This window comes from Nostoc sp. (assembly GCF_036917675.1).
Classification (GTDB): Bacteria; Cyanobacteriota; Cyanobacteriia; order Cyanobacteriales; family Nostocaceae; genus Nostoc.
The window spans coordinates 1-25,991 of record NZ_JBALCT010000029.1; the positions used below are offsets into that span (position 1 = coordinate 1).

21 protein-coding genes and 4 pseudogenes are annotated in these 25,991 nt (G+C 41.3%); 20 read left to right on the forward strand and 5 right to left on the reverse strand.

Translation table 11 applies throughout. The features are described from left to right. The first annotated feature begins 54 nt into the window (after positions 1–54). The 6 genes and pseudogenes from V7K31_RS10000 to V7K31_RS10025 all read left to right on the forward strand — a co-directional run bounded on the left by V7K31_RS10000 (position 55) and on the right by V7K31_RS10025 (position 8,867). On the forward strand, positions 55–282 hold the full coding sequence (locus tag V7K31_RS10000) for a hypothetical protein (RefSeq protein ID WP_335094098.1): 228 nt from the start codon (positions 55–57) through the stop codon (positions 280–282). A 363-nt stretch (positions 283–645) separates the two neighbouring features. After that, entirely contained in the window at positions 646–789 is a 144-nt protein-coding gene (locus V7K31_RS10005; RefSeq protein WP_335094099.1) for an alpha/beta fold hydrolase, read from the forward strand. A gap of 60 nt (positions 790–849) precedes the next feature. Then, positions 850–1,401, forward strand: a pseudogene (locus V7K31_RS10010) (alpha/beta fold hydrolase); the annotation flags it as partial. Positions 1,402–1,457: 56 nt separating this feature from the next. Then, on the forward strand, positions 1,458–1,637 hold the full coding sequence (locus tag V7K31_RS10015; RefSeq protein WP_335094100.1) for a hypothetical protein: 180 nt from the start codon (positions 1,458–1,460) through the stop codon (positions 1,635–1,637). Between the two features lie 94 nt (positions 1,638–1,731). Further along, positions 1,732–4,131: a glycoside hydrolase family 31 protein gene (locus tag V7K31_RS10020; protein WP_335094102.1), complete on the forward strand. Its 2,400-nt coding sequence runs from the start codon at positions 1,732–1,734 to the stop codon at positions 4,129–4,131. A gap of 305 nt (positions 4,132–4,436) precedes the next feature. Continuing rightward, positions 4,437–8,867, forward strand: a complete 4,431-nt coding sequence (locus tag V7K31_RS10025) for a PAS domain S-box protein (protein ID WP_335094103.1) — start codon at positions 4,437–4,439, stop codon at positions 8,865–8,867. A gap of 68 nt (positions 8,868–8,935) precedes the next feature. Here the strand turns inward: V7K31_RS10025 and V7K31_RS10030 are convergent, their stop codons facing one another. Then, positions 8,936–9,436, reverse strand: coding sequence for a DUF4168 domain-containing protein (locus V7K31_RS10030; RefSeq protein ID WP_335094105.1), 501 nt, complete (start codon positions 9,434–9,436; stop codon positions 8,936–8,938). Positions 9,437–9,545: 109 nt separating this feature from the next. Beyond that, a complete protein-coding gene (gene holA / locus V7K31_RS10035; protein WP_335094107.1) occupies positions 9,546–10,535 on the reverse strand; it encodes a DNA polymerase III subunit delta in 990 nt (329 codons plus the stop codon). Positions 10,536–10,735: 200 nt separating this feature from the next. Between holA and V7K31_RS10040 the strand changes: the two genes are divergently transcribed. Beyond that, positions 10,736–11,527 carry a DUF1868 domain-containing protein gene (locus V7K31_RS10040; protein ID WP_335094108.1) on the forward strand — a complete coding sequence of 264 codons (792 nt, stop codon included), beginning with the start codon at positions 10,736–10,738 and terminating at the stop codon, positions 11,525–11,527. A gap of 249 nt (positions 11,528–11,776) precedes the next feature. Here V7K31_RS10040 and V7K31_RS10045 read toward each other — a convergent pair whose 3' ends face one another. Both V7K31_RS10045 and V7K31_RS10050 read right to left on the reverse strand, forming a co-directional pair. Further along, positions 11,777–12,547: an RDD family protein gene (locus tag V7K31_RS10045; protein WP_335094109.1), complete on the reverse strand. Its 771-nt coding sequence runs from the start codon at positions 12,545–12,547 to the stop codon at positions 11,777–11,779. Positions 12,548–12,616: 69 nt separating this feature from the next. Then, complete coding sequence (locus tag V7K31_RS10050) at positions 12,617–13,438, reverse strand: hypothetical protein (protein WP_335094110.1); 822 nt, start codon at positions 13,436–13,438, stop codon at positions 12,617–12,619. 80 nt (positions 13,439–13,518) lie between these two features. On the opposite strand from V7K31_RS10050, the gene V7K31_RS10055 reads away from it, so the two are divergent. From V7K31_RS10055 to V7K31_RS10120, 13 genes and pseudogenes are all read left to right on the forward strand, one after another. Further along, entirely contained in the window at positions 13,519–14,523 is a 1,005-nt protein-coding gene (locus tag V7K31_RS10055) for a stage II sporulation protein M (RefSeq protein ID WP_335094111.1), read from the forward strand. 82 nt (positions 14,524–14,605) lie between these two features. Next, positions 14,606–14,680: pseudogene (locus V7K31_RS10060) on the forward strand (Uma2 family endonuclease); the annotation flags it as partial. A 283-nt stretch (positions 14,681–14,963) separates the two neighbouring features. Further along, positions 14,964–16,007 carry a phosphate ABC transporter substrate-binding protein PstS gene (pstS, locus tag V7K31_RS10065; protein WP_335094113.1) on the forward strand — a complete coding sequence of 348 codons (1,044 nt, stop codon included), beginning with the start codon at positions 14,964–14,966 and terminating at the stop codon, positions 16,005–16,007. A gap of 197 nt (positions 16,008–16,204) precedes the next feature. Further along, entirely contained in the window at positions 16,205–17,206 is a 1,002-nt protein-coding gene (pstC, locus tag V7K31_RS10070) for a phosphate ABC transporter permease subunit PstC (RefSeq protein WP_335094115.1), read from the forward strand. A gap of 83 nt (positions 17,207–17,289) precedes the next feature. Then, positions 17,290–18,171, forward strand: coding sequence for a phosphate ABC transporter permease PstA (gene pstA, locus V7K31_RS10075; protein ID WP_335094116.1), 882 nt, complete (start codon positions 17,290–17,292; stop codon positions 18,169–18,171). Between the two features lie 39 nt (positions 18,172–18,210). Next, positions 18,211–18,990 (forward strand): phosphate ABC transporter ATP-binding protein PstB, encoded by a 780-nt coding sequence (gene pstB, locus V7K31_RS10080; RefSeq protein WP_335094117.1) that lies wholly within the window; start codon positions 18,211–18,213, stop codon positions 18,988–18,990. A 249-nt stretch (positions 18,991–19,239) separates the two neighbouring features. Then, positions 19,240–20,019: a phosphate ABC transporter ATP-binding protein gene (locus tag V7K31_RS10085; RefSeq protein WP_335094118.1), complete on the forward strand. Its 780-nt coding sequence runs from the start codon at positions 19,240–19,242 to the stop codon at positions 20,017–20,019. Between the two features lie 738 nt (positions 20,020–20,757). Beyond that, complete coding sequence (locus tag V7K31_RS10095; protein WP_442941251.1) at positions 20,758–21,717, forward strand: IS1/IS1595 family N-terminal zinc-binding domain-containing protein; 960 nt, start codon at positions 20,758–20,760, stop codon at positions 21,715–21,717. Positions 21,718–21,885: 168 nt separating this feature from the next. Then, positions 21,886–22,071, forward strand: a complete 186-nt coding sequence (locus tag V7K31_RS10100) for a hypothetical protein (protein WP_335094119.1) — start codon at positions 21,886–21,888, stop codon at positions 22,069–22,071. Between the two features lie 81 nt (positions 22,072–22,152). Further along, a complete protein-coding gene (locus V7K31_RS10105; RefSeq protein ID WP_335094120.1) occupies positions 22,153–22,857 on the forward strand; it encodes an SDR family oxidoreductase in 705 nt (234 codons plus the stop codon). 106 nt (positions 22,858–22,963) lie between these two features. Then, a complete protein-coding gene (gene hppD, locus V7K31_RS10110; protein WP_335094122.1) occupies positions 22,964–24,064 on the forward strand; it encodes a 4-hydroxyphenylpyruvate dioxygenase in 1,101 nt (366 codons plus the stop codon). Between the two features lie 128 nt (positions 24,065–24,192). Next, positions 24,193–24,426: pseudogene (locus V7K31_RS10115) on the forward strand (helix-turn-helix domain-containing protein); the annotation flags it as partial. A gap of 218 nt (positions 24,427–24,644) precedes the next feature. Continuing rightward, positions 24,645–24,863, forward strand: a pseudogene (locus V7K31_RS10120) (sensor histidine kinase); the annotation flags it as partial. A gap of 99 nt (positions 24,864–24,962) precedes the next feature. On the opposite strand, the gene nadC reads toward V7K31_RS10120, so the two are convergent. Next, positions 24,963–25,826 carry a carboxylating nicotinate-nucleotide diphosphorylase gene (gene nadC, locus V7K31_RS10125; protein WP_335094124.1) on the reverse strand — a complete coding sequence of 288 codons (864 nt, stop codon included), beginning with the start codon at positions 25,824–25,826 and terminating at the stop codon, positions 24,963–24,965. Between the last annotated feature and the right edge of the window lie 165 nt (positions 25,827–25,991).

The window sequence follows — 25,991 nt, forward strand, 5'->3', positions numbered from 1 at the left end:
TTCTGCGATTTCAATCTCAAAAGGGCGGCTCATAGATATTAGAATTTATCAAGTTTGTTTTCTCTATTATATGCAGCTTCATATAAAATTGATATAAGTAAACCAGTAGTAGACTCAACAGGCAAAACCGTCGGACGCATTGAGGAACTACGCGCCGAACAGCAAGGTGAAGAATGGATTGTTAAGGAATATCTTATCGGCTATGCTGCGGTGCTAGAACGGTTATCTGCTTGGACAATTGGGTTAAAAATTTTGCATCTACTGTGGGCGCAGAAAATCTAGGGTGGTTATACAGTACCTTGGGACAAACTAGATTTGACTGACCCTGACAAGCCGCGTTTGCGTTGCAGTCTAGATGCATTAAAGTCATTAAACGAGCAGAGCAGCCAGAGGATACAGAGTAACTTGGCTTGAAGGAGGCAGGCGGATGATGTCACTAAGTTGCAAAACGCTGTAAATGTTAAACATTTTTGGTTGTCTGCACCCTCTTTTAATTATATTTAGTAATGTTAAATATTTGATATTATTAATAAATTGACACTCAGCATGATGTTAATTTGGCTAAGATTTTTTAAAAACTTTCATAAAATCTTTTAAAAGCTAATTATTTATATTTTCCTATTCTTTATCTTTTTTAATGTTCAAATGCCAGAAGTTCAAGTTGGAGATATTAGCATTTACTACGAGGTGAAAGGCAGTGGTTATCCGCTACTCATGATTATGGGTTTCAGCTTCAGCCTTTTGGATTGGGGAGATGTATTCCCTGATGATCTGGCAAAACATTACTAAGTCATTATGTTTGATAACCGCGATTCTGGACGAACAAAAAGCTAGTCAACAGACAACTACACGACTGCTGATATGGCAAATGATGCAGCAGGATTGCTTAATGCTCTAGGAATAGCACAAGCTCATGTTTTGGGATTCAGCATGGGTGGTATGATTGCTCAACAGTTTGCTTTGAGACATACTATCAAGCTAAATAAATTGATATTGGCCTGCACAATGACCGGTGGAGATTGTAGCGATTTCAACCCAAATAATCAAGGAGATTTATTGGATCTTCTTTTTCCAACTTCATACTTAGCTATCTCTAATAACCGGAAAAAAGCAGAAGATTTTTTCATAAAAACCTCACCTTATCACAGCCAAGCAGATGGTTTTATAAGACAATTACAGGCGCACCATACTCACGATATATGTAATTTATTGCAAGGCATTAAAGCACCTACCTTAATCATTACTGGGGATAGCGATATCGTAATTCCTCCTGTTAATAGTAATATTTTGAATAACAAAATTTCTGGTTCAGAACTCAAAATTATTAAAGAAGGCGGACATGGGTTTGGTTATAGCCATGCTGCTGAAATTGCAAAAATTATCACTGATTTTTTATCGTAATTCAACGGCATAAAAATAAATGTGTCTCGCTCCCAGCTTCCGACTGGGAACGCCTAATGGCAGCTGCCGCCTCAAGACTTGCGGCAGAGTCGCAATATGAAGTGCATTTCCAGCCAGAGGCTGTAAACGAGGTTTTAAAGGGGTTTGCGCTTAAGTTGACACCTATGCTACCCGTAGGCATCGCTCATTTTTTGGCCGATCTCATAAAATCCCTCTTGCTAAAAAATATCTGCTAATCTTTCACCCAACTTCTAGCGAAAGAAAGAGTTTGAGACTGAGTATCTCTGTAATCATGAATGCAAAGAAGTATTAACCTGCTTAATAACTGATATGCCGCAATATTTCGGAAAACTACCCACAACAAACCAAGCTTGGACAACTGTTGGCAATGTAAAAGCTGTAACCTGGGACAATAATATTATTAATTTTGACTGTGGCGACTCACGCCTTACTATCAGCGTACTTGCTCCCAATTTAATCCGTGTGCGTTTTGCACCAACTGGGGAATTTATGCCTCGCCGTTCTTGGGCAGTGACGCTAGATGATGCAGAATGGGCGACAACACCTTTTGCGGTGCGGGAAACTGAAGCAACAATCGAAATTGAAACAGCACAAATTCGTGTGTGTATCCAGCGAGAAAAGTGTCGCATCGGCTGTTTTGACAAAGCTAATCGCCCCTTTGCTCAAGATGCAGAGATGGGGATAGGTTGGCGAATGGGCGCAGTTGCTGGATGGAAGCAAATTGCAGCCGATGAACATTTTTATGGTTTTGGTGAACGCACAGGCTGGCTGGATAAACTGAGCGAAGTAAAAACCAACTGGACAACAGATGCCTTAGATTATGATGCACTTACTGATGAAATGTACCAAGCAATTCCATTTTTTATGGCTTTGCGCCCTGAGGTAAGCTATGGCATATTTTTCAATACCAGTTTTTGGAGTCAGTTCGATATCGGTGCTGAACAACCAGGTATTTGGAAGATGGAAACTCGTGGCGGTGAATTGGATTACTACATTATCTACGGCCCCGAACCTGCCCAAATTCTGGAGACTTACACCCAGCTAACTGGGAGAATGCCATTACCGCCGAAATGGGCGCTAGGTTATCATCAATGTCGCTGGAGTTACGAATCAGAAACGGTTGTGCGGGAACTGGCGCGAGAATTTCGCCAACGCCGCATTCCCTGCGATGTTATTCACTTGGATATTGACTATATGCGGGGTTATCGGGTGTTTTCTTGGAGTCCCCAGCGTTTTCCCAACCCAGCAAAACTCATCAGTGATTTAGCAGAGGATGGTTTCAAAACAGTCACAATTATTGACCCTGGTGTTAAGTATGAACCAGAAGCCAATTATGATGTTTTTGACCAAGGAATAGAAAACGACTACTTTGTGCGTAAAGCGGATGGTGCGTTGTTCCACGGCTACGTTTGGCCTGAGAAAGCTGTTTTTCCTGACTTTTTACGTCCTGATGTGCGTAACTGGTGGGGCGATTTACATAAAAGCCTAACTGATGTTGGTGTGGCAGGAATTTGGAATGATATGAATGAACCTGCCATAAACGATCGCCCTTTCGGCGATGATGGTGAAAAGATTTGGTTTCCCTTAGATGCACCACAGGGGGGAGGGGATAATTCAAAATCCAAAATCCAAGTTGCGCTGGAAGCGCACCAAAGGTGCGATCCAAAATCTAAAATTGACGCGACTCATACAGAAGTGCATAACTTGTATGGCTTGATGATGGCTAAAGCTTGCTATGAAGGGTTGGAACGGCATCGAAGCTCAGAGCGATCGTTTGTGTTGACGCGATCGGGTTATGCTGGTGTGCAACGCTGGTCTTCTGTGTGGATGGGGGATAACCAATCGTTGTGGGAGCATTTAGAAATGTCTCTGCCGATGCTTTGCAATATGGGACTTTCGGGTGTGGGGTTTGTGGGTTGCGATATTGGCGGGTTTGCTGGTAACGCCACAGCTGAATTATTCGCTCGGTGGATGCAGGTAGGAATGCTTTACCCGTTGATGCGCGGCCACTCGGCAATGTCTACTGCTCGTCATGAACCTTGGGTATTTGGCGATCGCGTTGAAAATATCTGTCGAGAATATATTAATCTACGTTATCAACTACTTCCCTACATTTATAGTCTTTTTTGGGAAGCGGCAACAACGGGCGCACCGATTTTAAGACCATTATTATACCATTTCCCTAACGATCCGAAAACCTATAGCCTCTACGATCAAGTATTATTAGGTGCGTCACTGATGGCTGCACCAATTTACCGCCCTGGAGTTGAGCATCGATCTGTCTATTTACCCCTTGGCACTTGGTATGATTGGTGGAGTGGCGATCGCTACCAAGGCCCGATTCATATTCTTACTCATGCACCACTAGAAAGAATGCCACTGTATGTCCGTAGCGGTGCGATCGTTCCTATGCAACCTGTCAGGCAATACGTTGATCAAGCCCCACTCGACGAGATCCGGTTACGAATTTGGCCTGGTAATAACGAATATCAGCTATTTGAAGATGATGGACACACAAACAATTATCAAGATAAACTTTTTTCCTTAGCAAATATCAGCGTATTTACTGATTCTAATCAAACAGTAGTTGAAATTGGAGCGAGAATCGGAGAATGGACACCTCCATCGCGTGAAGTAATTGTAGAAGTCGTTGGTGTGGGAGAGCAACGTTTCCAAGATGATGGTAAGCCACATACTTTGCAATTCTGAAATAAGTAGGTAGGCGTAATTAAATATAAGATCAAACCTCACCCTCAATCCCTCTCCGTGAGTTCGGAGAGGGAAGCCGGAGGCAGGGTGAGGTTTTATATTTAATTTGACCCACTTACTTACTCACAAAGGTGGTTTTTTGAACCACCATTATTTCTGATTACCAATTCTGCAAGGAAAAGTATGCATTGGGATAGATGAAAAGTAAGTCAAGGGGTAGCTTAAAATACAGAGGATATAAATAGTTAAACCGTAAGAAATACGTTAGTTTACTACGCTAGATAGATGCGGTTAGAGAACACTAAATGTTAAATATTAACCGCTTGCGGCTGCAACAGAGATTTAAAATCCCGACAAATTCACTTGTGGCAAAAGTCGCAAGTGCGATCGCTGTTTTTGTTGGCATCTTGGTACTAATTGGCTGGTGCCTTGGCATTGAAGTTCTGAAGCGCGGCTTCGGTGGTAGTCCTGCCACAATGAAAGTCAACACAGCGCTATGTTTTATCTTGTATGGTGTGTCGTTGTGGCTATTTTTAACACCAGAGAAAGAAGGAACAGGGGGAAACAATTCAAAATTCAAAATTCAAGTTGCGATGGAAGCGCACCAAAGGTGCGACCCAAAATTATTCTCCCATTTCTCCACTCTTTTAATCTCTAAGGCCTGTGCAATAGCTGTCACGATTATTGCTGCGCTCACACTCTGTGAATATCTATTTGCCTGGAATCTCGGCATTGACGAGCTACTGTTCCGTGATTCGCCAATTACTATAGCGACATCGCATTCCGGGCGAATGGGGGTGAACACAGCGCTGAACTTTATACTGGTCAGCGTTGCTCTACAGATTTTGATTCATCCAAAAACCCACCGCAGTTATTGGTATGCTCAGATTATCGCTCTGATCGCTACTTTAATTTCCTTTCAAGCGCTGATGGGCTATGCCTATAAAGTGAAAGTTCTCTACGGAATTGCCCCATATACAACATCAATGGCGTTACACACATCGGTGTTGTTCTTTTTACTAAGTATCGGAATTCTGTGGGCGCGGGCAGAACAGGGGTTAATGAAGGTAGTTACAAGTGATACCTACGGCGGCTTACTTGCACGTCGTTTATTAATTGCCGCGATCGCAGTACCTTTTATATTGGGATGGGTAATTGTTGAAGGTCAACGGGCAGGACAATACGATCCGGCGTTTGCAATATCAGTGTTTGCGATCGTCCTGATTGTAATTTTTACTATTTTGATTTGGCAAAGTGCGGCGGTTATTGAACGTCTCAGCCATCAACGCGACGGTGCCCAGGATGCACTGAGAACCTACGAAGCTAAATTGGGGAGTTTTGTAGATTCTAACGTCATCGGCATTTTGTTTGGCGATGTGTACGGCGGTATCCAACAGGCAAACGACGAATTTCTCAGGATGATTGGTTACACGCGGGAGGATTTGTTAGCAGGTAGGTTAAGTTGGAGCAATATCACACCACCAGAGTATCTATACTTGGATGAGCGAGGTGTCACCGAAGCAAAAAGTAACACCAACGCTGCTTGTACGCCCTACGAGAAAGAATATATCCGCAAAGATGGTAGCCGCATCCCGGTTTTACTTGGTTACGTGCTTCTAGGAGAAAACCGCGAAGAGTCAGTAGCGTTTATCCTCGACTTGAGCGAACGCAAGCAAGCAGAAGCAGAGCAACAAAAATTAGTGTCGCTGGTAGAAAATAGCTCTGACTTTATTGGCATCGCCACCCTTGAGGGTGAAATACTCTATGTAAATGATGCAGGTCAAAAGCTGGTAGGGCTTACTAGCCAAGATGAAGTCAGGCAAAAAGTAGTTTTAGATTACTTCATGCCCAAAGACAAAGCTTATTTTCAAGAACATATACTGCCGACTGTGCTATTAGAAGGGCGCTGGCAGGGAGAATTCTGCTTTTGCCACTTCCAAACAGGTCAACCAATACCAGTTGATTACAATATCTTCACTGTTACAGACAACAACACAGGTCAGCCAATTGCCTTAGCAACTGTGACTCGCAACATCAGTGAGCAAAAGCAGACCAAGGAAAAAATCTTACAACTAAACAAGGATCTACAGCGCCGCATTACTGAGTTACAAACTTTGTTGGAAGTAATTCCGATTGGAATTGGCATTATCGAAGATGTAGAATGCCAAAATATCAAGGTCAACCCTGCTTTTGCCAAGCAGTTGGGAATATTCTCAGATATAAATGCCTCCCTCAGCGCTTCCTTAGACGAAAGACCAACAAGCTTTAAAATCTACCGCGAGGGAAGGGAACTGTTAAAAGAAGAACTCCCAATGCAATACTCTGCCACTCATGGTGTCGAAGTTCTGGATTTTGAACTCGATGTCGTTCATGAAAATGGAAAAATCGTCAACCTGTTGGAGTACGTTGCACCCCTGTTTGACGAAGAGGGTAAAACCAGAGGAAGCGTTGGTGCATTTTTAAATATTACGGAGCGTAAACAGGCAGAGGAAGCACTCCTAAATCAGCAAAAATGGCTGGAAGATGTGTTAAATCTGATGCCAAGACCGTTGCTTTTTATTGAACCAGGAACGGCGCGGGTAACTTTTGCCAATCGTTCTGCTAACGAATTAGCTGGGGGCGAATTTCCCAAAGGTGTACCAGCCGCAGAGTATCACACAGTTTACCACTACACGAATGCAGCTGGCGATCGCATCCCCAATGAGCAAATGCCAGGAGTGCGGGTTTCCCTTGGCGAACGCCTGAATGGATTGGAGGTAGACTGGCACACTCCCGGTGGTGTGCGCTCTCTACTGGTATTTGCTGATACCCTGCCAGCAATGCACGGTCATCCGGCTACCTGTATTTTGGTGTTCCAAGAAATCAGCAACGTCAAACAGGCAGAAAAAGCCCTTTCGTTAAGTTACAAAAAGCTAAAGATACTATTCGACACAGCCAACGATTTACTATCGAGCCAGCAACCAGTAGTACTAATTGATAGCGTCTACCGAAAACTAAGAGAGCAAATTGGTTTAGATGTTTACTTTAACTATTTGGTTGAGAATGACTCTCAGCTAATGCGGCTAGAGTCTTACAGTGGCATTTCTTCGGGACTGGCAAAGGAAATTGAATGTTTGGCATTTGGTGAAGCGGTTTGCGGTATTGTAGCGCAGGAGCGTTGTGCAATAGCTGTAGAGAATGTGCAGCAATCAACTGATCCGAAAACAGAATTGATTCGCTCTTTAGGTATTACTGCTTATTATAGTTATCCATTGATCGCCCAAGGACGGTTGTTGGGTACTCTTTCTTTTGGCAGCCGGACTCGGTTAAGCTTCACCGACAATCAAAAGGGGATGATGCAAGCAGTATGCGACCAAATAGCGATCGCAATGGAACGGGCTAGTTTAATTGCTTCTTTGCAACAACAAACTGAGCAGTTGCAAGAGGCTAACCGGATGAAGGATGAATTCTTAGGGATATTATCTCACGAATTGCGATCGCCCCTCAATGCCATCCTGGGCTGGGCGCAATTACTGCAACGAAGTAAGCTTAGTGAAACCCTAATGGCTAGGGCTGCGGAGACAATTGAGCGCAATGCAAAAGCGCAAACCCAGCTAATTGAAGACTTGCTGGATATATCGCGGATGATTAGAGGTAAGTTACGCCTCAATGTGCGTACTTGTAATTTGATTCCAATGATTGAGTCAGCGATTGAGACTGTTAGTCTAGCCGCCCAATCTAAGGAAATCGATTTAAGATTTTCCCTCATTCCCGCAAAAGAAACGCGAAATGCGCCACCGGGGATACTCCCCGTGGTCACTTTCGCGCCAAATTCAGATTTAAGATTAGGAATCAATCACGAAAATCTAGAATCTTCAGAAGCACAATCCCAAACCAATCAACACTCAGAGGACAGTAAGCTGGGTGAAAATTCTCAATTCTTAGTTTCCGGGGATTTCGAGCGTTTACAGCAAATTATCTGGAATCTGCTATCGAATGCCATCAAATTCACACCCACGGGAGGACGGGTAGAGGTGCAATTATCTGTAGTGACTGGCCAAGAAAAACAACAGACAACGGATAAATATGCCCAAATTCAGGTAATTGACACAGGCATTGGTATCAGTCCTGATTTTCTTCCTTACGTGTTCGATCGGTTTCGTCAAGCTGATAGTTCTAGCACTAGATCCTATGGTGGATTAGGACTTGGATTAGCGATCGTCAGTCATTTAGTAGAATTACATGGCGGTACTGTCCACGCAAATAGTCCAGGTAAAGAACAAGGAGCGACGTTTACAGTCAAAATACCACTTCTGAAGAGTCCGCCCTTTTGCCCTTGTGCCCCTTCATCTCTCTCTCCCTCTGTCCCCTTCTCCCTCTTTGGCGTGCGTGTGCTAGTAGTAGATGACCAAGCCGATACCCGTGAATTCATCACCACAGTCCTCGAACAGTACCAAGCCGAAGTTCAGGCTGTAGCATCAGTTCCAGAAGCATTGCACGTAATTACACAGTGGAAACCAGATGTTTTAGTCAGCGATATCGGTATGCCCCAAGAGGATGGTTATTCTTTGATCCGCAAATTGCGATCGCAACCACCAGAATTAGGGGGAAATATTCCCGCCGCCGCGTTGACAGCTTATGCTAGGGCAGAGGATCGGATGCGAGCTATACAAGAAGGTTATCAGCTACATTTACCTAAACCTATTGAAGCAGCTGAGTTAGCGACAGTAGTCGCCAGCCTTGTTGGACGGACTTAGGGAGAATGGGGAGTGGGGAGTTAGGAGTTAGGAGTGGGGAGTGGGGAATATGAATCAAGCCCTTCTACTTACCGAGACTCAGGAGTTTGTTGAGATTCAGGAGTTTGTTGCAGGCGTAGTAGGCTATCGTAAACCTGCCGTTTTAACATATTGTTATTTTGTAATTCCATAGTAATTTTGTTGAACTGATCAAAGCTCAAACCATTATCTTGGACAATTTTTTGAGCGCGGGTACAGTAATTCACTGCGATATCTTGAGCCTTCTTGGGAAGACCATTTATGCTGTTAGAATCGTTACAAACAATCTTGGGAATTTCTCCATTGCCAATAAGTTTTTTAATTTCTTCAAAGGCACTTTGACGTGCTGGCTCCATTGCTAGCACGGATTGAGCATAGCTGTTGATTTCAGTATTGTTAACTATTGGTGGTGGAGTTTGACCATCAGCTTTTGAACTCAATGAAAAAGCGTTGAAAATCATACCCGCAGTAGCGATCGCGCCGAAAAATAATGATGGAGAAAGGATTCGCTTTCGGCTAGCTCGGGAAAATAAATTGGAAATTTTCTTCATATAGTGTGTGAGACAAAACTACATCAGGGATATTATAAGGACTTGGAATTATTTTCGGAGTTGGAAGTTCCAGCAACTGCTAAATACATCAAGCTTTTATATTTGATTGTCAATTTCCTCGGCATACTTGACAAAGTTCGATTGTTTTAGTTTGGAGTGTTGATATTTCTGATGCTCCTTGCTTGAGGCTCACTTCTAACTCCAATAGTAGGGGTAAACAAGAGATTAACTGTTGCACAGAAAGCAGTCTGATTTCTTGCTGTAAGAAATAGATCCGTTTGGGATTACCGATATCAGCAGCAATAGCGATCGCTTGTTGATTCCGTTCCCCACTTTCCATCATAATCTTCACCCATAGCCAAGTGCGAAATTGTCCAATCAGTGTGGCAACTATCCGTAATCCCGGCTCGGAAGCATTGCTCAAATCTGCCAAGGTTGTCAAAGCTTTAGCTGTATCTCCTGTTCTGATTGCTGCTGCTAATTGTAAGCTATTCTGAGTAGTATTTCTTACTAACCTCGTAACGGTATCTACTTCTATTGGCTTATTGCTATCTTGGGCATATAGCCGTAATTTCTCTAACTCATTGTAGAGTAATCGTGTATCATTTCCTACAGATTCTGCCACCAACTGGGCAGTATTGGCAGTCAGTTTCACGCCCACAATCAGGGCTGCTTGATTAACAGATTGCACCAGTAATTCTGTTTTCCAAGGGGGAATGAGCGGAAATTCTCGGAACTCGGTAGCAAATTGTTTTAATAATTTCGTGGATTTGAGGCGTTCATCTGGCTTGTTCCGGCTGGTGAGCAATAAAAATGAGTTTTCGGGAATCACAGAAAGCGATCGCACCAATTCCGCTAAGACATTTTCAGGACAATGCTGACATAGAGGAGTATTTATCAGCCATACCAAACGCCCACCAGCGCCAAAAGTCGGTGTCATTACCTGATTTAACGCCTGGATAGCAGCATCAGCTTGATCTGGGGGGAAGGAAGTGTAGTTAAAACTTATCCATTGGGGATCGAGGATGCGATCGCGCAGCATAGCGATCGCTTTTTCTATAGCAAAATCATCCTCACCCCAGTAAACATAGATTGGCATAGGTAAACCTCATTGGATATTGGGGAAGAATTCTTATAACTTTTAACAGACGCGATTAATCGCGTCTCTACTCCTACTCCTGTACAGACGCGATTAATCGCGTCTTCCCGCTCCCAAAAATTAAATACTTTTAAAATCATTCTGTTAATCGGGGTAATTTTCCCTAAAATCTATCAAGTGAGAGCGTGAGGCTATGAAGATTGGACGACAACTATCAAACTTACTTAAATCGGTTAGCACGACTGACGCTGCCAGAAACCTACAGATCGCAAGTTCAGCATATTCAGGAATCTTATAAATTTCAGCCACATTCTGGCTTGAGACAAGCAGCATCCTTTCCTGGCTATACGCTAATTACCCCGCCTGCGGCAGAAGAAGAATCACAAAACTCTGCTTTCTATGCCAAATTACAGACTTACCAACAGGAACTCTTGCAGTTGCCTGTAAACCGTAATTTGATTGTACCTGTACCTCCTGTTAGCTTCCATCTAACTTTGGCGGATTTAATTTGGGACAATGCTTACCTTGACGCCTGCGAAAAAAATCCCAAATTTGACGAGGAGTTACACTCTTGTTTAGCCGAAATGTTTCAGCAATATCAACAATTGATGACAAATAGGAGTCATCCGATTAAATGGCAAATGCTGGGACTAATACTGATGCCAAGAGCTGTAGCCGTTTGCTTAGTACCCAAGGATGAAGGCTGTTACGAGGAAATTATTAAATTTCGCCGAACAATTTATCAAAATCCCAAGTTAATTGCTTTGGGTATTGAGCAGCATTATCACTTCACAGCTCATGTTACATTAGCCTATTTTGGGGAGGTTTCATCTGACTTAGACCGCACAAATTTCAGTACAATGCTTTCTGAATTGAATGAACAATGGCTGTTGAATTTGCCAGATTTTTTGATCAATCGCGTCGAATTGCGAAAGTTTGACAACATGACACGCTATTATCGTGAACCAAACTGGCCAATTTTAGATTTTTAAGTCATTAGTTAGTAGTTAGTAGTCAGGTAGTTTCCACTCACTGACTACTGATTATTAGTTATGTCTTCTTGAAAATAAACCAAATGCAATGCGATCGCCCTTAGTGCAGTACAAACATCCTTTAAGTTAATTTCTGGAAATGTTGGACTTTTATGAAAGATTTGGGAATACCCAAGAGTAAAGACGCTAAAGTTTATTTACGCCTTGCGGTACTAGCTTTTTGTGAATGCTCTAAATAAAATCTCCAGCCTAAAACTCCGGTTTTTGATAAACAAGATAAACAGCTTCTAAAAATACATCAGGTGTAATAGCTTCTGGCAACTTTTCTAAATTAATAATAGCTACAACTTGCTCGGCTAACTTTAGAGATAGTGAGGCTCTTGCCTTTAATGACATTGCAGCACGTCGCTGCAAATACTCACGAATAACAGCAAAATCATCTGGCATCAATGGTGATAAATCAGCAATTTGGATTAACTGTTCATGAAGGACCTTAGCCTGTTCTGAAATCGTCAATATCGCTGATGCAGTCGGTGTTTGGGCTTGAATTACAATTGTGCCAGCAGCCAAATCACCCAAACGTTTTTCTCGACGGCCAAACATAATTAAAAATGCGCCAATAAACAACGTTTCATCAAAGGGTCGCAGTAAGGCACGTAGAGTTGCTTGTTGTAGCCCGATGAGTCTACCATCATCTCGAACTACGCGAATTTTAGCAATACGTTTACCAGGGGTTTGTCCAAACCATAAGGTTTCAAAAAATACAAAATAGCCGATGTAAATTGCAAAGGCGATAATGAAAAAAATAGCTATTAACCAAATTCCTAAATTCTGACCCTCAAAAAAATTGAACAGCTGCGTCGAAAAGACAGTCCAGGTAAGTAAAAACACAAACAAGGTTACAACCAGGAGTGTATAATCAATCACCACCGCCAAAGCTCGATTGCCGATTCCGGCTAAAATAAATTCCAACTCTACACTTTCTGGAGTCTGGAATGTGATGCGATTAAAAAAGCGCATATATTAACTAATTGAAAATTAATAGAGTTGAATTAAGGTGTTAAGTTAACGAAAATCTTGTGAGGGAGGTTATCGTAATTGCAAACCTAGACCCTCACGCCGACTACGCAAGTCCAAGTATAAAACAGCTTTTAGTGCTTGCCAAAATGGCATCACAAAAACTCCACCTACTAAGCTGCCGATCATAGAAATAATATACACAATTCCGTAGATAGTAGAACCTCGCTCAAGCTTTACGAGGAATAGTTGGGGTATATAATTTAATACAAATACCAACGGCAGTGTCACGACAAAAGCAACTAAAACAACGCCCTGAATGCGAAGTACTGAAGCTTTAGTTAACTCCCAACTCCTCGCAACACTTTCGCCACCATTAATATTTTCCTCAACTGCTAAAGGCACTTCAGCTACCACCCAACGCGAGTAGAACCAAGTTAGTCCCAACAACACAATAATTACCGTTACAATTACTGCCAATGTAGTTGCAACTATAACACCTGTAGTACCTAATATCCCTCCTAATACTAATCCCAGCAAGGTAGCCAGGACACCACCCATGATCGCCAATCCAAAATAAATTACCAGCAAAGATATTCCAACCTGAAAACCAACTCTTAAAAATGACCAAAGACGCGGATTAATATGGCTGCTGGCGGCTTGGACACTTTCAGGTTGGTTAATCAACTCTCCAAAAGCCAAGCGTGAAATTAGTCCAGAGATGGCTGCATATTTTGCCCAGCCGTAGATCGGAACTAGAACCCACAAGTGAGCAGTCAAAGCTAGTTTCAAATAAGTCTTCAGATGAGAACGATACAACCGTACCGCCGCACTGACAACATTACCAATACTCAGTGGTTGTATCTGACTGGGAGATCCAAAGTTTTCAGACATAATGGCAAATTTCCGTTGAAATTACGGAGATGAATTTGAGGCTATCTTAAGCTAAGTTAAACTTAGTGTTCCCAAAATTCATGAATATTCAACGTTGGATTGCGCGACGAGAACCAAATTGGCAACGTCTGGATGCCCTCTTAAGGCAGATAGAAAAAAAAGGGCTAAAGTCCCTACGGGCAGCAGAAATTAGAGAGTTAGCGAGTTTGTATCGTTCAGTGGCGGCTGATTTAGCTCGTGCCCGTACACAACAAATCGGCAATACTTTGATCCAAAGTTTACAATCTTTAACAACTCGTGCATATACGCAGATTTATCAAGGTTCGCGGCGACAGGAATGGCAGGCAATCAGAGAATTTTACCTATGGGGATTACCATCTGTAGTCCAGAAGACATTTGTATATATTGCTGCGGCGACGGCGCTGTTTCTACTAGGGGCGCTAGTGGCTTGGTGGTATTCCTGGCAAAATCCCAGCTTTATATGGTTGATCGTACCTGAAAGTTTGATTACCAAGGTGCGAGATGAGCATAAATTGTGGATGGGGTCAATTGTCGGCGTTGAACCTCTGGCATCCAGCAGTATCATGATCAATAACCTGTCGGTATGTTTTGGGGCTGTTGCCGGTGGCATGACGGCTGGAGCATATTCAGCTTATTTGATGGTATTTAATGGATTATTAATTGGTGCTGTTGGTACTTTGGTAGGTCAAAATAATCTGGCTTATCCTTTTTGGGCATTTGTGTTTGGGCATGGTTCTTTGGAATTACCCGCGATCTTTTTTGCTGGGGGTGCGGGATTTTTATTAGCAAGAGCAATTTTATTTCCTGGTAAATATCGGCGTGGAGATGCACTGAAATTCTACGGTTTGCAAGCGGTACAGCTAGTATTTGGGATTGTCCCAATGTTGATTATGGCTGGTACGATCGAAGGCTTTTTTTCTCCTAATCCCAACATACCTGATCCAATTAAATATCTTGCAGGAATAGGATTATTTATACTTCTAGTGCTGTATTGTAGCCGCAAACAAACATTAAATAATTTAGGTAAAAACGGATTGGTAAATCTAAAAAATACTTTAGAATAAGGTAAATATTTTTCAGTTAAGACTTCACAAGTTAGGACTTAACTATATAAAAAAATTCTTATAAGTTGGAGCTAGGATAATCATGGTACAAACACCAAATAAAATATTGACCCTAGAAGAGTTTCTTGCACTACCAGAAACTAAACCTTATTGCGAGTAAATCAATGGTAAAATCATTCCAAAACCTATGCCTGATGCAACATTGTGGTTTTATATTCCAATTTTAAAAGGTTTGTATAGTCTGCGATCGCCCTGAAAATTTTCATAAGCAGATTTTTAATAAACTAATCTAGTCAATCAAATATCAATAATCAAAAAAGCTTAAATTAAGATTTAAACACACCTTAATCCTTTGTTTGTTCATCGTTAACCATAAAAAATGTAAGTTAATTCAAGGCTGAAATTACAGCAGAAAAGTATTCCTTTAATTCAGAGGTAATATGATTTTTTCGACCACTATTTTGAATCGTGTCGTTGCTACCTCATTTGTGACAACTTCTATTGCACTCAGTCCATTTTTTGGTGCGATCGCACAAGCTGAAACTCTCAATGGTGCAGGAGCAACTTTTCCGGCTCCGCTTTACGAACGCTATGCTCGTGAAGTCAAAAAGAAATATCCAGACTTGAAAATTAACTACCAAGCAATTGGTAGCGGCGGCGGTATTCGTCAAACTATTGCTGGAACCGTTGACTTTGGTGGTAGTGATGCTGCAATGAAAGATGATGAAATTGCTAAAGTCAAAAATGGTGTAATCTTAGTACCTACAGCAGGCGGTGCTGTTTCTGTTGTTTACAATCTTCCAGGCGTTAATGACCTTAAATTGTCCCGCAAGACACTACCAGAAATTTTCTCAGGTCAAATTACTAAATGGGATGACGCAAAAATTAAAGCTGATAATCCGGGCGTTAATCTACCAAATCAATCAATTAAATTTGTTGTTCGCGCCGATGGTAGCGGTACAACTTTCATTTTCACCAATCACTTAAGTGCTACTAGCGGTTATTTTAAAGGCAGAGTTGGAACTAACACTGCTCCAAAATGGAATCTGCCAAATGTCCTTAGAGGCAAAGGCAATCCAGGCGTTGCTGCATTAGTTTCTCGTACTTCCGGTTCTATTGGTTATGTAGAATATAGCTACGCTGTCCAAAATAACCTGAAATCAGCACTGGTACAAAATAAGAGAGGAGAATTTGTTGCTCCTTCTTTAGAATCTGCAAATGCTGCTTTGTCAACTGTGAATTTCCCCGACAATTACCGCGTTTTTGTAGGAGATCCAGGACAAGGTTATCCAATCGTTGGTCTTACTTGGATGATGGTTTACAAACAGTATGCTAATGCTGCTAAAGCTAATGCAATTAAGAAATGGATTAATTGGGTATTAAAAGATGGTCAACAATATAACGATGACCTCAACTACACCAAAATTCCATCTGATGTGGCAAATCGGGTGCTTCAAACAGTGAATAGCTCTGTCAAACCTTAATTTGTAACCTTACTACTTTCCTCTCTTAGGGGAGTGAGTTATTATAGCGGTTCTCGGCCCTTGTGAGGTACAAGAACCCCACCCCCAACCCCCTCCCCGCAAGCGAAGAGGGGGCTATGATGTAGCTCATGTGATTAGAAAAGGCTATAACTCACTCTAATAGCTAGTAATAAAAAAATCTATTTTATTGATTTGTAATGGCAAATTCATCTGAACCAGCCGACAGAAATTCATCACATGATTCAAATCTAGGTGATGAAAATTTCAATTTAACAGCTATCGGCGGCACAATTTTATGGTTTGACCAAGGTTTTACACGACTAGTATACTTTTTTGCGGTGATTACCGTTGCAGTGCTATTTGTGATGAGTTGGGTAATTTTACACGAAGCTCTACCAGCCATTAAGCAGTTTGGACTGGGGTTTCTGTGGGGTAAAGATTGGGATACAGGTAATCAGGTTTTTGGTGCATTACCCTATATTTATGGAAGTTTGGTGAGTAGCGCGATCGCTATTTTATTCGCTGTCCCAGTGGGAATAGCAGTAGCCTTAGTCACGAGTGAAAATTTCTTACCTTCATCGCTACGAACAACCTTAGCATTTGTTGTTGAATTAATTGCAGCAATTCCTAGTGTCATTATTGGTTTGTGGGCAATTTTTGTCTTTATTCCAGTTCTAGAACCTCTGCAAAAGTGGCTAGCCACCAATTTTAAATGGATACCATTTTTTAATACAGAAGACCCTTCTGGGACTAATATGTTGACTGCTGGAATTATTCTAGCCATCATGATTTTGCCCACAATGGCAGCAATTACTCGTGATGTCTTAATGGCTATCCCTAAAGAATTACGTAGCGCATCTATGGCTTTGGGTGGCACCCGTTGGGAAACAATTTTTCGGATCTTGCTACCAGCTGGATTTTCTGGAATGGTAAGTGCAACAATGCTCGCATTAGGACGTGCTTTGGGTGAAACAATGGCTGTCACTATGGTGATTGGTAACTCTGCTCAAATCAGTCCTTCTTTACTCGATCCAGCTTATACAATTCCCTCTGTATTAGCTAATGAATTTGCCGAAGCTGAACCGGGATTGCATATAGGCGCTTTAAGCTATTTGGCATTGATTTTGTTTGGCTTGACTCTAGCTGTAAATATTGGCGCTGTACTATTGGTGAAGTGGGTTAGCAGGAAAAATCATTAACAATTCAAAATTCAAAGATAACTCAGATAGGATTTTTGATCTCAGTGTAGCAAAACGTTTATAAATAAAAAATTGTAAAAAATATGAATGCTTACATCCAGCCTGAAACTGATGAATCTCTGGCGACACAATTATGCAGTCCTCTGCCAACAGAGCGAGTAATATTTACCTATGCAATGAATGCGATCGCTTTTGGTTTGACAGGTTTAGCACTCATTCCTTTATTATCAATTTTGTGGGAAATTCTCGTCCGGGGAATATCTGGATTGAAATCAGATATGTTTGTCAAAGCAGTGATTGACAATGGCTTTGGCAATGCCATCCTGGGAACCATAATCATGGTGGTAATTGCTGCTATTTTAAGCATTCCCACAGGGATAATGACAGGAATTTTCTTAGCGGAATTTGGTCAAACCAATCCAATTGCTAGTATTGTTCGTTTTATCAGCAGTATTCTGACAGGCGTGCCTTCAATTGTTGTAGGCGTATTCGCTTATGGTGTAATAGTTTTGGTAACTAAAGGATTTAGTGCGATCGCAGGTGGTTTTGCTTTAGCTGTGATTATGCTACCCGTAATTATATTGACAACAGAAGAATCCTTAAAACTTGTTTCCGCATCTCAACGCCTCGCTTCTGCTGCTTTAGGGGGAACTCGCTTCCAAACTACTTTTCGCATCGTTGTGACTGCTGCAATTCCTGGAATTACTACAGGTATTTTATTAGCTGTAGCTCGTGCTGCTGGTGAAACAGCACCCTTAATTTTTACTGCTTTATTTAGTCTAGATTGGTCAGAAGGATTGTTAAGTCCAACAGCTTCCTTACCAGTATTGATTTTTAACCTCTACAACGACCCCGATCCGCAAAAAAGCCAATTAGTATGGACTACTTCTATAGTTCTACTCGGCTTAATTTTATGTGTCAGTATTATCTCTCGTTTAGTTATTAGGCAGAGAAGAATCAAGTAAAAATAATCTTTTGTTTTTGTTTCGCATCTTGGGCAAGTTATGAATCAGTTAATTTCAGCCATTAAAGTTAAAAATATCAGCTTTTACTATGGCACAATAAAAGCGATCGAAAAGGTGTCAATGAATATTTATCGGAACCAAGTAACGGCAATTATTGGCCCTAGTGGTTGTGGTAAATCTACCTTCATCAAAATTATTAATCGTATTAGCGAATTAGAAGGTTCAGTGAAAATTGAAGGAGATGTAGAATTTTTTGGTCAGAATATTTATGCTCCTCGTGTCAACATCAATCGGTTACGTCGCCAAATTGGTATGGTGTTTCAAAAACCGAATCCCTTTCCGATAAGTATTTACGAAAATGTTGCCTACGGTATGAGAATAGCAGGCAGGTATTCAAAAGTAGAATTAGATGAAATCGTCGAATCTGCACTTCACAGCGCTGCTCTTTGGAATGAAGTCAAAGATAAACTGAAAAAATCAGCTTTAGGGCTTTCTGGTGGTCAACAACAAAGGTTATGTATTGCTCGTGCTTTAGCAGTCAAGCCGAAAGTTCTGCTGATGGATGAGCCTTGCTCGGCTCTTGACCCCATCGCTACCATGAAAGTTGAGGAACTGCTCCATAGTTTGCAGTCTCAGTTAACAATTGCGATCGTTACTCACAATATGCAGCAGGCTGCTCGCGTCTCTGATTTTACCGCTTTTTTCAGCACCGATGAAAGTCGGATTGGTCAAATGGTTGAATTTGGCGCTACAGAGCAAATCTTTAACAACCCACTAGACCCCCGCACCCGCGACTACATTTCAGGGCGTTTCGGTTAAGGTATGTCCTAGCCTGACTTAATAATTTTTGTCGAACCATCTGATGCCAGAGGATATTCTAGGACTTACGCACTGTACAAAAGAATAATCTTGTGTGATAAATACTTCTTAACACTTTATCTGCTGTATGACTACTGTATAACTACGTAATTTCTATGAATATCCCCTTTTGGGAGTAACATAGTGAAACAGCGATGCTGATTTGTAGTGTTTTACTTAGTCAAGTTTTATTTCACACGTTTTGGGAATATGAGTAAACTAATTCCAGCCATCAGAGTCAAAAACTTCAGCTTCTACTACGACACTCAAAAGATAGTTGAAGGCGTGTCAATGGATATTTACCAAAACCAAGTCACGGCAATTATTGGTTCTAGTGGTTGTGGCAAGTCTACTTTTCTTAAATCGTTAAATCGCATGAGTGAACTAGAAGAAGAAGTGAGTGTTGAAGGAAGAGTAGAATTTTTTGGGCAGAGTATTTATGAGCGTCGTATTAACATCAATCGCTTACGTCGCCAAGTTAGTATGGTTTTTCCCAAGCCAAATCTTTTTCCGATGAGCATTTATGATAATGTTGCTTATGGGGTGAAATTAATTGGATGGCACCCGAAAGCAGAATTAGATGGAATCGTTGAATCTGCCATCAAAGCTGCCGAACTTTGGGATGAAGTGAAAAATAAGCTGCACAAATCTGCTTTAGAGCTTTCTGGTGGTCAACAACAAAGATTATGTATTGCCCGTGCTTTAGCAGTGAAACCGAACGTTTTGTTGATGGATGAACCTTGTTCAGGTCTTGATCCTGTCGGTAGTATGAAAATTGAGCATCTTATCCATAACTTGCGCTCTGAGTTGACAATTGTTATGGTTACTCACGATATGCAGCAAGTTACTCGCCTATCTGATTTTACGGCTTTCTTTTGTAGTAATGAAAATCGTATTACTCAAATGGTTGAATTTGGTACTACAAATAAAATCTTTACTAACCCCCTGGATTCTCGCACCCGCGACTACGTTTTCGCCCGTGTAAGTTGAATTATTTCGATTCTAGCTATTTAGAGGGCTACAACATGGTGCGAAAGGGAATCAGGAGTTGAATTTAATTCCCAGTCCCATACAGGTGTTCTTTGGTTGAGCAATAAAAACTTACTCTTAAAGTATTTTTTATACTATATGCTTACAGATAGATATCTGTTTTAGACCAGCTGAATCACAAGATGAAATGTCCCTCGTGCGAATCTACTTCAGGTAGAGTTCGCAACGCGGGCGTCTCTCCAACCGTCAAAATGGGTTTGACAGACCACTCCACTAGTTGGATTATAGAAAATACCAAGATTTTCAAATTAACCTACTGAATGTGGGCTATAAGTAATCGGACAGAATTAATTACACAAGTTAATAGGGGCTTCCAAAAAATAAATTATCCAAAATTATTTGTATATTTTTAGGAAGGCAACGCCTTGCGCCCCTAAGATAGGATGTTTTTTTAACTCGAATGTCCCTAATGAAAGGTTTGTACTAAAGACCAAAGCCGCTTATTACGAGCAAATTTAATTAAATTTACATTGCGTAACATAGTTTGATTTATTCTTGCCTACTTACTTAGCTATTCAGAGGGCTACTACATGGTACAAGCGGAAATTAGGGGTTAAATTTAATTTCCCCTTGCTTTGAGTTTTTCTTGTGTTGGGCAATACAAACTGACGTTTACAGTAATTTTTTATACTATATATTTAAAGATAAGTATATGTTCTAGATCACCTAAATCACAAAATGAAATGTCCCCGGTGCGAATCTACTTTATATCGGAAAAATGGTCGTCGGAATGGCAAGCAGAATTACCTCTGCAAAAGTTGTGGTAAACAATTCCTTGAGCCTGCATTCTCTCGTTCCCTAGAAACTAACTTGCTTGCTAACGGCAACGGGCATACTAAAGTATCTATGGCTGAAGCGACGGAAGTTCCTTTAGGAAAAAACCTGCTAGAAGATAAAGTCACAGAGAAAAGTCTTGGCTCTTTTAGTTTGACATTAGCTGAAGAACTGCTGCAAACTATATTATCCCCTAATTGGCTAGAATCTGCTGCGTTCAGTCAATTGCTCCTCAAAATTCAGCAAAAAGATGAGATTAAACATCAATTAGAAACAGGAATATCTCTTCTACTTTTGGATGCAGAAAACTTAAAATTAGATGTTAATTCCGAATTATTTTTAGCTAGTATCTGTGAGTATCCTCTCCAAGTTAAAATGGCATTTGCTAACTGGAGAAATCCTAGTATTGGGAAACAAGATATTGAACTATATAACCGTAGCTATCAACTTGTCCATGTGCCTGAGGGTAAGAATAGTGCTGATGGAAAAATGATCGCAATTGGTGCTTGTGTTTTACGCTCTTATCCAACAGTTAAAGAAATCTTGGTCTGTTCTAGCGATGGGATTTTAATTCACCTCTGTAACGAACTCCAAAACCAGGGATTGATTGTCTATTGGGTACGTAGACAAGGGCAAACTTTGCGTATAGAAAACCGAAATACTACCAAATTAACTCATTATTCCTTAACAATGGCAACAGAAGTTCCATCTTTTGAAAAAGTGTTTGAGCAAATTCAAGATTTAATTAAAAATGAACAGGAATCAATCAATGCTCGATTAAATAGTTTAGCGGCGATTGCGAGTTTATTTCAAGAAAGATGCAATATCAATATTAAATATAATTCCAAGCAACCAGAAAAGTAGGAAATAATCTCTATTTTAGATAACTCATCTACACAATCTATTCAAGCTATTCAAGAGGAAGAAAAAAAAGAAGATTCGGCGAAAAATTCTGATTGTAAAACATTAGATAAATTACTATTAAACATTATTCAAGATATCCAAATAAAGTCTCCTAAAACTCAATTGTCTGTGTCCAAGCTAGGTTCGGAGTTACAGAAAATAACCGGAGAATCACCTAGTTCAATTGTCAAAAAATTAAAGTTAGGTTCTAGTTTTACTAAATATTTAGAATCATCTCCTACATTTACATTAAAGGCGAATGGTAAAGAATATGAAGTAGGTATATCTGACAAGCAGCCGCTACTCTCAGAATAGATATTTTCTGGATGTCTACATACAACCTGAGCTTGTAATTCAGTATTATGTAAAAAGATGTAAATAAATGTAAATAATAAAATGCAGGATAAAGTCGTTGTTGTTGTTGGTGCTACTGGTGGCATTGGTTCAGCCTTAATACACAAACTTGCTCCCACTGGAGTCCGGTTGGTACTGGCTGCCAGAGATAGGGTTAGTTTAATAACACTGGCAGATGATTTACCAGGGCAAGTTTTGACCGTTCCCACCGATATTACTGATTCCCAACAAGTAGATACTTTGATCCAAAAGACCGTCGCTGAGTTTGGTAAAATCGATATTTTAGTGAATGCAGCTGGTGCTGGTATACTCAAGCCCTACAACAGTCTGGAACCGGCTGATTTAGACAAGATGCTAGATGTGAACTTAAAAGGCAGCTTTTACACCACTCAGGCGGCTGCTGAAGAGATGCAAAAGCGAAAGTCCGGTCAGATCTGTAATGTGGTAGGAATTCTGGGCAAGCATTCGATGGCGATGGCGGCGGCTTATTCTGCTTCTAAATTTGGTGTTGTGGGTTTTAGCAAGTGCATGGCAGAGGAACTCAAGCGTTTTGGTATCAAGTTCACGCTATTCTACTTTGGTGGGGTAGATTCTCCTTTCTGGGATAACGTCAACCTAAAAGTAGACCGAAAAAAAATGCTCAGTCCTGAAACTGCTGCCAATGCGATTTTCTTTGCCCTTTCTGCCGAACCGCAAGCTGTGCCAATGGAAATTAATATTCAACCTGATAGTCATTTGTTCTTTTAAAGTGGGAGTACGCCTAGATAATTCTTGCTTAGGAAAGACGTGAAAATCTAGCAAAAAAGCCAAAATTTACAGATATATAAACTGTTATGCTGGATTTTCAATATCTATGAAAATTGATCACGTTCATTTCTATGTAGAAGACGCCAAAGTATGGCGGGATTGGTTTGTACACCATCTTGGTTTTCAAACAGTAGCCGATCGCATCAGTTCATTTCATACTTGTACAGAAGTGGTCAAAAGTGGTGCCGTCTGCTTTTTTCTGTCTTCACCACTGTTGCCCACAAGTCCAGTAGCTGAGTTTCTGCGTCAATATCCCCCAGGTGTGGCAGATGTCGCTTTTGCAGTTGAAGATGTCGAAGGCGCGATCGCACTAGCTCAACTGCACGGTGCTACAATCCTACAAACCATCCAGGAACGCCAAGTCGGTACGGCATTCCTCAAGTGTGGCAAAATTGCCGCCTGGGGTGGACTTACTCATACGTTGATAGAAAGATCATTGGTCAGTGTTCATACCCTGCGGGAAAGCGAAGCGCCTACGTCATTTGTAACTAACAAAGACCAAGGGACAAAGGACAACACTTTTACCGCGATAGATCACATAGTGCTGAACGTGGCAGTTGGTGAATTAGAGCGTGCTGTCAGTTGGTACGAAAATATCCTAGATTTTCAACCCCAGCAAGCATTTAAAATTAAAACCAACCGCTCTGCTTTACACAGCCAGGTGATGGTTTCGCGCAACGGTAGCGTCCAATTGCCAATTAATGAACCGGCTTCCAGTAATTCCCAAATTCAGGAGTTTCTCAATGTCAACCGGGGGCCAGGAATTCAACATATTGCCTTGCGGACGACTAATCTAGTGAGTGCGATCGCTAAATTTCGTGCCAGTGGTTTATCCTTACTCTCAGTTCCCCAAGCCTACTACTCACAACTAAAACAGCGTCCAGGATTGCCGCTATCACTTTTAGAACTGGAAGCGATCGCTCAACAAGAAATTCTGGTGGACTGGCAAGAATATACTTCCGTAGGGGCACAACAAACTGCGCCCCTACTACTGCAAATTTTCACCCAGCCCATTTTTGAACAGCCAACATTTTTCTTTGAGTTTATTGAGCGTCGTTTGCAAGCTAAAGGTTTTGGCGAAGGCAACTTTCGCGCCTTATTTGAAGCTATTGAAAGCGAACAAATCAAACGCGGTACCCTGCAATGATGCGTAAGTACAAAATATCAATTGAAATTCAGCCAGACTCCAAACAAGTTGATTTTATAGACAAGCAACTTGAGGAATTCAATATAGGTAAGATTGGAGATTACCAATAAGTTCATCTATCTCATGAAATTACATTAGTACTGGAAGTATCACGCCAACAGTCAACAGAGGGAATAACATTTCACGCGATCACCGAACTACAAGATTTTATAGCTGTGCGTCCAGATGTGCGTGAGGTCAGGAAAGCGTTGGCAGTCAAACTGGTTTATCAAGGCTACTTGTATAATGAAATTCAAACAATTCTAGATGTATCTAGAGGCTCCATAACAGATTGGAGGCAAGCCTACGAGAAATATGGAATTTCGGTATGTCTCTAAATTTTTCTTTTCGGGTGTACATTTTAGCAAGAGTAGGGGAAACATCTTGGACAGATTTTATATATTACTCTCCTTATTCAAACATATCTAAAAGCTTGTAAACCTTTGCAGGTATAAGTTATGAGCTTCAATGATTTAAAATTATAGTCATTAAATTTTAGTTAATTTAATTTTTACCATAAAATAACCGAAAGAAGTGTAAATTTTTTGTCATCCGAATAGCCGACAACGGATTAGGAATGGCGGAAGACGTTAGAAAGCGGTTATTTGATCCATTCTTCACCACAAAACCGGTGGTCAAGGGAACAGGTCTAGGACTGTCAATTAGCTACCAAATTGTAGTTGAAAGACATGGTGGAATTTTGAATTGTCTATCAGAATCAGAAAAAGGCACAGAATTCTTGATTCTAATTCCAATTTAAAATATAGCAGTCGCCAAAGCCGTTAAGACAAGTTGGCGGTAGACGCCCTCAAAAGGATACATTGTGAATTTATCGTTGTCCTAAGCTTCCTGTCCGTTGCTATACAATCCTCATGCTCAAATCCAGCCACTTCGACTGAGTAATCGGCGCACTGCTAGAAATATAGTCAACACCTGTCTGTGCAACAGCGCGAATCGTTTCCAAAGTCACATTCCCCGAAGCTTCAATTTTCACCCGGATATCGTGCTGCCGAATCAACTGCACCGCCTGACGCATCATATCCGAAGGCATATTATCCAACATAATAATGTCAGCTTTGTGCTTCAAAGCTTCTTCCACCTGCTGTAAACTTTCCGTCTCTACCTCTATTGTCAAGGGATAAGGAATCTGAGAACGAATACGGGTAACTGCTTCTCCAATTCCCCCAGCCACCGCAATGTGATTATCCTTAATCATCACCGCATCATCTAACCCCATGCGATGATTAATCGCCCCACCCACGGCAGTCGCGTACTTTTCCAACAGTCTAAGCCCAGGTGTAGTTTTGCGCGTATCCACTAACTGAGTAGGTAAATCAGCAATTTTCTCTACATATATATTAGTCAGCGTCGCAATCCCACTCAACCGCATAGCCAAGTTGAGCGCCACCCGTTCCCCCATCAGCAGCGCATCCAGCGAACCATGAATTTCAGCTACTACCTGTCCCGGCTCATACCATGCACCTTCAGCGCCAACCGCCACAAAGCTGACTTTTTCATTCAATATCTGAAACACCCTAGCTGCAACTGGTAAGCCAGCAATTATCCCTGAAGCTTTAGCTATCCATAAAGCCTTGCCTAGCGTCACATCTTGTACTAGTAGCGTATTTGTTGTGTGATCGCCCCTGCCAATATCCTCCAACAACCAGCCACGCAATAGTGGATCTAAAATCAGCCAAGGTGGCAAAACACCAGAATTCCTCACAACTTTATTGCTTCCTTAGTGGCTTCCACGAATATTGTAGCCTAAAACCCTTGCTCTCTAAGGCTTTGAGGGTGACTGAAAAACAGTCCAAAAGATTTTTGGAAAAAATAGTTGACAATATAAAGGAGGTTCGTTATATTGAATAAGTGCCTGAGAGCGAAGCCA

Coding starts and splice junctions, on each gene's coding strand:
- V7K31_RS10005 (WP_335094099.1), top strand. CDS start 646: ATGCCAGAAGTTCAAGTTGGAGATATTAGCATTTACTACGAGGTGAAA.
- V7K31_RS10015 (WP_335094100.1), top strand. CDS start 1,458: ATGGCAGCTGCCGCCTCAAGACTTGCGGCAGAGTCGCAATATGAAGTG.
- V7K31_RS10020 (WP_335094102.1), top strand. CDS start 1,732: ATGCCGCAATATTTCGGAAAACTACCCACAACAAACCAAGCTTGGACA.
- V7K31_RS10025 (WP_335094103.1), top strand. CDS start 4,437: ATGTTAAATATTAACCGCTTGCGGCTGCAACAGAGATTTAAAATCCCG.
- V7K31_RS10030 (WP_335094105.1), bottom strand. CDS start 9,436: ATGAAGAAAATTTCCAATTTATTTTCCCGAGCTAGCCGAAAGCGAATC.
- holA (WP_335094107.1), bottom strand. CDS start 10,535: ATGCCAATCTATGTTTACTGGGGTGAGGATGATTTTGCTATAGAAAAA.
- V7K31_RS10045 (WP_335094109.1), bottom strand. CDS start 12,547: ATGCGCTTTTTTAATCGCATCACATTCCAGACTCCAGAAAGTGTAGAG.
- V7K31_RS10050 (WP_335094110.1), bottom strand. CDS start 13,438: ATGTCTGAAAACTTTGGATCTCCCAGTCAGATACAACCACTGAGTATT.
- V7K31_RS10055 (WP_335094111.1), top strand. CDS start 13,519: ATGAATATTCAACGTTGGATTGCGCGACGAGAACCAAATTGGCAACGT.
- pstS (WP_335094113.1), top strand. CDS start 14,964: ATGATTTTTTCGACCACTATTTTGAATCGTGTCGTTGCTACCTCATTT.
- pstC (WP_335094115.1), top strand. CDS start 16,205: ATGGCAAATTCATCTGAACCAGCCGACAGAAATTCATCACATGATTCA.
- pstA (WP_335094116.1), top strand. CDS start 17,290: ATGAATGCTTACATCCAGCCTGAAACTGATGAATCTCTGGCGACACAA.
- pstB (WP_335094117.1), top strand. CDS start 18,211: ATGAATCAGTTAATTTCAGCCATTAAAGTTAAAAATATCAGCTTTTAC.
- V7K31_RS10085 (WP_335094118.1), top strand. CDS start 19,240: ATGAGTAAACTAATTCCAGCCATCAGAGTCAAAAACTTCAGCTTCTAC.
- V7K31_RS10095 (WP_442941251.1), top strand. CDS start 20,758: ATGAAATGTCCCCGGTGCGAATCTACTTTATATCGGAAAAATGGTCGT.
- V7K31_RS10105 (WP_335094120.1), top strand. CDS start 22,153: ATGCAGGATAAAGTCGTTGTTGTTGTTGGTGCTACTGGTGGCATTGGT.
- hppD (WP_335094122.1), top strand. CDS start 22,964: ATGAAAATTGATCACGTTCATTTCTATGTAGAAGACGCCAAAGTATGG.